A 6,671-nucleotide genomic window follows, 5' to 3' on the forward strand; every position below is an offset into this window, starting at 1 on the left:
AGCAGATGCCATGCCGGGCGTGAGGCCTTACGCCGGGAACCCGCGCGAAATGGAGTGCCGCGACGGCGCTCTTGTTATGCAAAGTTGGATGATATACGATGCGCATATCACATATCATCCTCAGGTTCATCATGAGTCGCATCCTGGTTGACGTCACGGAGGAGCAGCTTCAAGAGCTGACAGCCATCGTCGAGGCAGAAAAGCGCCCTCGGGCGGTAGTCATTCGCGAAGCGATTCAAGCGTATATAGCGCAGCGTAAGCCTGGCCTTGCCTCTGACACCTTCGGGCTTTGGAAGAACCGCAAGGTGGATGGCCTTGAGTATCAGGAAAAGCTTCGGGAGGAGTGGTGAACGCGCTCTTCGACACCAATATCCTGATCGACCACCTGAACGGAATCGAAGAGGCGATGATCGAGATGCGCCGCTACGAGTCAAGGGCGATCAGTGTCATCACCTGGATGGAGGTGCTGGTCGGCGCTACGGCCGATGAGGAACAGACATTGCGCGCGTGGCTCAATTCGTTCCGTGTGATCGCAGTCGATGATGCCGTATCCTCTCGCGCGGTCCAGATTCGAAAAGCAGCACGGATCAAGCTGCCAGACGCGATTATCTGGGCTTGCGCCCAAGCGCACTCCATGTTGCTGGTCACACGCAATACCAAAGACTTTTCAATGAACGAGCCAGGCGTGCGGATACCCTATCAACTCACATAAACGCGAGCGCTCCCTCGCCGCGCCGCGCAAGTCATCGTCTACTCCCCCCATCCAGCCGCTCCACGGCCTGCACGGCTGCCGAGCGGGCGGCCGGCGACAGGGTGAGCATGATGTGGCCGGTACCGGGCACCAGCGTTACCGGGATATCCGGGCGGCCCGCCTCGGCGAACACCTGTGCATACCTGTCGGCGACAAACACTTCGTCGTCCTGCCCTGCCAATACCGCCGCCGGCTTGTGAATCTCGCGGATATTGCGCTGGTAGTCCTCATAGGGCTGGAAGTTGGTCGCCAGCGCATAGGAATAGGACGGCGTCAGCTCGGCGCGCGGTGCGTCGTTGACGGCAAAGGCCAGTATGGGCAAGTGGTTGAAGGCGGTGATGCCGATCCGGTTCAGCAGCGTGAGCGCGATCACGCGCGGCACGCCGACCGAGACCCAGCCGCCTGCGTCCGGGCGCGCAGTGGGCGCCCGACGGTTCGTATAGGGTGCCATGAACAGGTAGTTGTCGAACAGGGACTGCCGGGCGCCGCCGGCCACGCGCAGCGCAAATCCGCCGCCTGAAGAAAAGCCCACCAGCGTCTTCGGGCCGGCGGGCTGAACGGCGCGCACAAAGTCTTCCAGGTCGTCATCGAGCTGCCCGACATAGGCAATATCACCGCGCGGGCCTGAGGCTCCATGGCCGCGCATGTCCAGCGCGTAGGCGGTGAAGCCCGCCTGCGCGAAGCTTTGCGCGAGCGGATGCATGCTTTGGCTGTTGGCCGAGGAGCCATGCACCAGGATCACGCTGCCCCGGCCGGGCAGGCCGCCGGCGGGTGGATAGCGGCGGTAGGTGAGCTGCGTGCCGTCGCGTGCCGCGTAGCGGGCGGGGGCCGCGAGCGCGGAGAAGTCCACGTCCTTGAACGGATCGCTGATGCTCACCATCGGCTTTGGCCGGGTCGGGCCGCCCATGGCCAGCGCGGCGGCAAGGGCCAGGAGCACCACGCAGACGATGGCGGAGACGGCGAGCGTGGCGGATCGAAGTTTCACGGTATTCGCTTTTTCGCTTTGCACAGTGGGTGGGGTCGCAGCGGGGAGCGCGCTTTTCGGGAAGCATCGGAAAGTGCGCTAGTCCAGTCCGGAAACTAGCACGATTCCGACCCCGAGTGACGTCCGCTAATGGAATGCGGGAATGCGCGAATTCTTCCACTGGCGTCAAGAGTGTTTTCCCATTCCGGTATTTCTTTCCTCTCAGTGGAAGGCTAACGTGCGTTGACGCGTCCGCTGGCTGTGGCCCTTTGCTGCCCATGGCTACAAGCGCCGGACAAGACACACGACAAGCGGGCACCGCCCGATCCTTGCGGAGGAAGACAAAGCCATGCCAACGTCATTCACATACGTGGCGCAGCCCATGCGCGTGCTGTTTGGGGCGGGGACCCTGGGCCAGGTGGGGCAGGAACTGGAGCGGCTCGGGGCCAAGCGGGCGCTGGTGCTGTGCACGCCCAACCAGGCCGAAGACGCGACGCGGCTGTCCGACGCGCTCGGGCCGTTGTCCGCCGGCATTTATCCCGGCGCGGTGATGCACGTGCCGGTGGAATCCGCCCGCGCTGCGATTGCGCACGCGCAGGAGATGGGCGCGGACTGCATGATCGCCCTTGGCGGCGGCTCGACCACCGGGCTTGGCAAAGCCATTGCGCTGACCTCGGGCCTGCCGATCCTGGCGATTCCCACTACCTATGCCGGCTCGGAGATGACGCCGATCTACGGCCTCACCGACGCCGGCCTGAAGAAAACCGGCCGCGACCCGCGCGTGCTGCCGCGCACCGTGATCTACGATCCCGCGCTGACCGTGGGCCTGCCGGTGGCCTTGAGCGTGACCAGCGGCCTGAACGCCATCGCCCACGCTGCCGAGGGGCTGTACGCCGAAGATGCCAATCCGGTGACGTCGCTGATGGCGGAGGAGGGCATCCGGGCGCTGGCCAGCGGCATTCCCCGCGTGTTCGCTGCGCCCACCGACCTGGATGCCCGCGCCGACTGCCTCTACGGCGCATGGCTGTGCGGCTCGGTGCTGGGCAGCGTCGGCATGGCGCTGCATCACAAGCTGTGCCATACGCTTGGCGGCAGCTTCAACCTGCCCCATGCCGAGACGCATACGGTGGTGCTGCCGCATGCCATGGCCTATAACGCCTTGGCCGCGCCGGATGCCATGGCGCGGATCCGCCGGGCCATGGGCAGCGAAGGCGTCTCCGCCGCCGCGGCGCTCTACGACCTGGCCGCCCGCCACGGCGCGGCCACTGCGCTGCGCGACATCGGCATGAAGGCCGAGGACCTGGACCGCGCCGCGGATATCGCCCTGGCCAATCCCTACTGGAATCCGCGCCCGATCGAGCGTGCGCCGATCCGCGAGTTGCTGCAGGCGGCGTTTGAAGGCGTGCGCCCGGACTGAGCCGCCCAGAACCACCCCGAGCCACCCCGAACACACAACATACTGGAGACGAGCAATGCAGATCGGCTTTATCGGAATCGGCAAGATGGGCTTGCCCATGGGACGTCACCTGGCCGCGGCCGGGCATTCGGTGGAAGGCTTCGACTTGTCGCCCGCCGTGCTGGAAGCCGCGCGCCAGGCCGGGCTGAAGACCACCGGATCGCTCGCGCAGGCAACCGCCGGCAAGGACGTTGTGTTCAGCTCGCTGCCGCACGACGCGGCCTTCGAGGCCGTAGGCGCGCAAGTGGCCGAACTGGCCGCGCCGGGCACGCTGTATATCGACACCAGCACGGTGTCGCCGCAAGCATCCGCCCGCGTGGCTGCCGCGCTGGCGCAGCGCAACATCCAGTACCTGCGCGTGACGGTATCCGGCAACAACAAGATGGCGGAGGCGGCGCAACTCACCGCACTGGTGTCCGGCCCGGCGGCCGCCTATGCCGTGGCTAAGCCACTGCTGACCGCGCTCGGACCGAGCCAGTTCTACCTGGGCGAAGCGGAGGAAGCGCGCCTGATGAAGCTGGTGGTGAACCTGATGATCGGCCTGACCTCCGGCATGCTGGCCGAAGCGCTGGCGCTGGGCGCCAAGGGCGGCCTCAAATGGCAGGACATGTGGTCCGTGATCACCGCCAGCGCGGTGGCCGCGCCCATCGTCAAGGCCAAGTCGGCGCAACTGGTCGAGAACGACTACACGCCCACCTTCACCGTGGACCAGATGCTCAAGGACGTGGGCCTGATCCTGGATGCGGGCGCCGACCTGCGCGTGCCGCTGTCGCTTACGGCGCTACTTGGGCAGATGCTGCAGGGCGCCGCCGCGCAGGGCATGGCCGGGGACGACTACGCCGCGGTGATCAAGTCCGCGCGGCTCGCCGCCGGATTGCCTACGGTCAACGGCTAGCCGGGACGCGTACTGAGCGTACGGGCATCGTCACGATGTCCACTTGCGCTCGTAGTCCATGCGCTCGAAGTGCGCCACCAGGTAGTCGATGAACAGGCGCACCTTGGCGGCCAGGTAGCGCCGGCTCTGGAAGGCGATGTTGATGGTGAGCCGGGGCAGGTCCCAGTCGTCCAGCAACGGGATCAGCCGGCCCGCCACGATGTCGTCGTAGACGATGTACTTGGGCTGCACCAGGATGCCCAGGCCTTCCAGCGCGGCGACGCGGATCACCTGGCCGTCGTTGGACTCCAGCTTGCTGCGCACGGTTATCGTCTTTTCTTCGCCATTGCGGGTGAAGGCCAGCTCGTGCGGCCGGTTGGCGTACGAGTAGATCAGCATGTGGTGGCGCAGCAGGTCGTCGACCTCGCGCGGGGTGCCCATGCGGTCCAGGTAGCGCGGCGAGGCGGCCAGGATGCGGCGCGTCTCGGCCAGCCGGCGCACGGTCAGGCCGGAATCCGGCTCGAACTCGCGCGTGCGGATGGCCAGGTCGATGCCGCTGTCCATGATGTCGTAGTAGCGGTTGGCTGCGAGGATATTGACGTCCACCTTGGGGTAGAGGCTGGTGAAATCCGGCAGCAGCGGCGCAAGGTGCTTCATGGAAAACGACAGCGACGCGGTGACCGTCAGCGTGCCGCCCGGCTCCAGCACGTTGGCGTTGACCGCAGCTTCTGCCTCCTTCATTTCCGTCAGCACGCCCTTGCAGCGCCGGAAAAACTCATGCCCCACATCGGTCAGGTAAAGACGGCGCGTGTTGCGCTCGATCAGCCGCGCCGATAGCCGCTGCTCCAGTGAGGTGAGGTAGCGGCTTGCCGCCGCGTTGGAAATGTCCAGGCTCTCGGCGGCCTTGCTGATGCTGCCCAACTCCGCGATCTGGACGAAGAGTTCGAATTCGGTCCAACGGTCCATGCCTTGTCTCCGCGTGTGCTCCTTGGTCCTCCGCGCGAGCCGTTTTGATTTTCTCGCCTGGTGGAAAGAAGATTTCCTTATCCGTCGTTTTTTTCCATTTGCCGGGAGTATAGAGTTTGTTCCAGCGCCTGTCAGGCACAACAGGGCGCCCACAAAACCCAGAGCGGCGCGCTGTCCACAGGTAGCGCCGCCAGGCAACGGAGACACACCCATGATCCTGGTACGCGGGGCCACCCTGGTCACCATGGAACCCGCCCTCGGCGAGTTCACCGGCGACTTGTTGATCGATGGCGAACGCATCGCCGCCATCGCGCCGCATATCGACCTGAAGGACGTGGAAGACGCGCACGGCGCCGAACTGATCGACGCCCGCGGCTTCATCGTCGCCCCCGGTTTTGTCAACGCGCATATGCACACGTGGCAGACCGCGCTGCGCGGCGTTGCCTCGGGCTGGACGCTGACCGAGTATTTCCGCCAGATGCACGCCGGGCTGGCCACGCGCTTCACGCCCGACGACATTGGCATTGCCACGCTCGTCGGTGCCTGGAACCAGCTCGACTGCGGCACCACCACGCTGGTGGACTGGTGCCACAACAACCCCACGCCGGCGCACAGCGATGCCGCGCTGGACGCGCTGGAGCAATCCGGCATCCGCGCCGCGTTCCTGCACGGCTCGCCCAAACCCGATCCCAAGCCCGGCGCGCTGCCGTTCTGGGAAATGCCACACCCGCGCGGCGAAGTGGAGCGCCTGTCCAAACGGCTGCAGGGCTCGTCCTTGCTAAGCCTCGGCCTGGCCATCCTCGGCCCGCATTACTCCACGCTGGACGTGGCGCTGCACGATTTTGCGCTGGCGCGCGAGTTTGGCCTGCTGGCCAGCATGCATCAGGGCGGCGGCAGCGCGCGCACGCCGCACGGGTGGGACCGGCTGGAGCAGGCCGGGCTGCTCGGTCCCCATATCAACATCGTGCACGGCAACAACCTGACGGATGCGCAGCTTGCGCGCTTTGTCGGGCTGGGCATGAGTTTCTCCGTCACGCCCGAGAACGAGCTGACGCAGGGCCATGGTTTCCCGATCACCGGCCGGCTCATGCGCCTGGGCGCCGCGCCGTCGCTCGGCGTGGACCTGGAGTCAGGTTTGTCCGGCGAGATGTTTGTCGCCGCGCGCATGGCGCTGGGCATCCAGCGCGCGCTGGACCATGCCGACTACCGCCAGCAGCACGGCGAGATCGCCCCCGCGCATGCGGTGAGCTGCCGCGATGCCCTGGACTGGATCACGCTGGCCGGCGCGCGGATGCTCGGCATGCAGGACCGCATCGGTTCGCTGGCCGTGGGCAAGCAGGCCGACCTGGTGATGATCGACGCCCGCAAGCTCAACATGATGCCGCTGCACGACCCGGTGAGCGCCATCGTGATGCAGGCCAGCCTGGCCAATATCGACAGCGTGTTCGTGGCAGGCAAGGCACGCAAGCGCCACGGCCGGCTGCTGGTGGACGGGCTGCCGGGCAAGCTCGATGCGCTGCGCGAGTCGGGCGAACGGCTGGCGGCGGGGCGGTGAGCGGCAAGTGATGTCCTGGGGGCAAAGCAGGACGGCGGCTCCAGGGGCAGCCCGGCCGTTTGCCAATTGTTTGCTCCCCTCTCCCGCCTGCGGGAGAGGGGCGGG

The 6,671-nt window shown here is 66.2% G+C and carries 7 protein-coding genes; 5 read left to right on the plus strand and 2 right to left on the minus strand.

Features of this window, described 5'->3' with window-relative positions; genetic code table 11:
• Positions 1 to 131: 131 nt before the first annotated feature.
• Complete coding sequence (locus ACYP5B_RS39225) at positions 132 to 350, plus strand: ribbon-helix-helix protein, CopG family (protein WP_459573201.1); 219 nt, start codon at positions 132 to 134, stop codon at positions 348 to 350.
• Positions 344 to 712 carry a PIN domain-containing protein gene (locus tag ACYP5B_RS39230; protein ID WP_459573202.1) on the plus strand — a complete coding sequence of 123 codons (369 nt, stop codon included), beginning with the start codon at positions 344 to 346 and terminating at the stop codon, positions 710 to 712. Before ACYP5B_RS39225 ends, ACYP5B_RS39230 begins: the two co-directional genes overlap by 7 nt.
• Positions 713 to 743: 31 nt before the next feature.
• On the opposite strand, the gene ACYP5B_RS39235 is transcribed toward ACYP5B_RS39230, so the two are convergent.
• A complete protein-coding gene (locus ACYP5B_RS39235; RefSeq protein ID WP_459573203.1) occupies positions 744 to 1,736 on the minus strand; it encodes an alpha/beta hydrolase in 993 nt (330 codons plus the stop codon).
• Positions 1,737 to 2,064: 328 nt separating this feature from the next.
• Between ACYP5B_RS39235 and ACYP5B_RS39240 the strand changes: the two genes are divergently transcribed.
• Entirely contained in the window at positions 2,065 to 3,132 is a 1,068-nt protein-coding gene (locus ACYP5B_RS39240; RefSeq protein WP_459573204.1) for a maleylacetate reductase, read from the plus strand.
• 55 nt (positions 3,133 to 3,187) lie between these two features.
• Positions 3,188 to 4,066: an NAD(P)-dependent oxidoreductase gene (locus tag ACYP5B_RS39245; RefSeq protein ID WP_459573205.1), complete on the plus strand. Its 879-nt coding sequence runs from the start codon at positions 3,188 to 3,190 to the stop codon at positions 4,064 to 4,066.
• Positions 4,067 to 4,096: 30 nt separating this feature from the next.
• On the opposite strand, the gene ACYP5B_RS39250 is transcribed toward ACYP5B_RS39245, so the two are convergent.
• Complete coding sequence (locus tag ACYP5B_RS39250; protein ID WP_459573208.1) at positions 4,097 to 5,011, minus strand: LysR family transcriptional regulator; 915 nt, start codon at positions 5,009 to 5,011, stop codon at positions 4,097 to 4,099.
• 211 nt (positions 5,012 to 5,222) lie between these two features.
• On the opposite strand from ACYP5B_RS39250, the gene ACYP5B_RS39255 reads away from it, so the two are divergent.
• Positions 5,223 to 6,566, plus strand: coding sequence for an amidohydrolase family protein (locus ACYP5B_RS39255; RefSeq protein ID WP_459573209.1), 1,344 nt, complete (start codon positions 5,223 to 5,225; stop codon positions 6,564 to 6,566).
• Positions 6,567 to 6,671 lie beyond the last annotated feature (105 nt).

The organism is Cupriavidus sp. 8B, from assembly GCF_054589115.1.